This window comes from Paenarthrobacter sp. PPS72 (assembly GCF_048537125.1).
In the GTDB taxonomy this organism is placed as follows: domain Bacteria; phylum Actinomycetota; class Actinomycetes; order Actinomycetales; family Micrococcaceae; genus Arthrobacter; species Arthrobacter nitroguajacolicus_E.
On record NZ_JBLYIE010000098.1, the window covers coordinates 1 to 933 of the forward strand.

Annotated in this window: 1 pseudogene; it reads left to right on the forward strand. The window is 61.0% G+C overall.

Annotated features, from left to right (window positions below):
* A pseudogene (locus ACLRGI_RS23245) lies at positions 1 to 860 on the forward strand (transposase); the annotation flags it as partial.
* Positions 861 to 933: the final 73 nt, after the last annotated feature.

Here is a 933-nt window from a genome sequence, read left to right on the forward strand (position 1 = left end):
GAAAGTAGTAGTTCTTCCGGTCCGCGGGCCGGTGGGCCGAGGCCGCGCCGGTCGTTTACCCCGGCTCAGAAGCTCGAGTTCTTGACGGCATACGAGAGCGCGTGTGAGAGCAATGAGGGCGGCGCGTTCCTGCGCCGGGAAGGGCTGTACTCCTCGCAGATGACCGAATGGCGCCGTCTGCGTGACGCCGGCGTCCTGGCCGGGAAGAAGGCCGGAGAATCGAACGGGAAACTCTCGGCAGATCAAGCCGAGAACGCGCGCTTGCGCCGCCAGTTAGAGGTGAGTGAGAGCCGGCTGAAGAAGACCGAGGCAGCCTTGGACCTGATGGGAAAACTACAGGCGTTCTTAGAGAACGCCTCAGAGGATATGCCGGACGAGCCCCGGTCCAAGAAACGCTGATGGCCACCTACCGGTCGATGCTTGAACTGAAAATCCCCACGCGGAAGGCAGCATCGTTGACCGGTATTTCCCGGACGACCGCGAATCGGAAACGGACGCCACCGCGGGACCAAATGCCTGTGGTGCCGCAGAACAAACTCAGCGCCGCCGAGCGGGCCGGGATCCTGGCGGCCCTGAACTCGCCGGAGTTCGTGGACCTGGCGCCGATGCAGGTCTATACGAAGCTGCTGGACCATGGAATCTATCTGGGGTCCCTGTCGACTTTTTACCGGGTGCTGGAGGAAAACAAGCAGGTCAAGGAACGCCGCCGGCTGGCCAAACACCCGCCCCGGACCGTTCCTGAACTGGTCGCCACGGCTCCAGGCCAGGTGTTCACGTGGGATATCACCAAGCTCGCCGGCCCGGTCAAAGGCAAGTATTTCGACTGCTACATGATGCTGGATATCCACTCCAGATTCATTGGCTGTCTCTTATACACATCTTCCGAGCCCACGAGACATTGATACTGATCTGGGGGGGGGGGTTTTTGTTTTG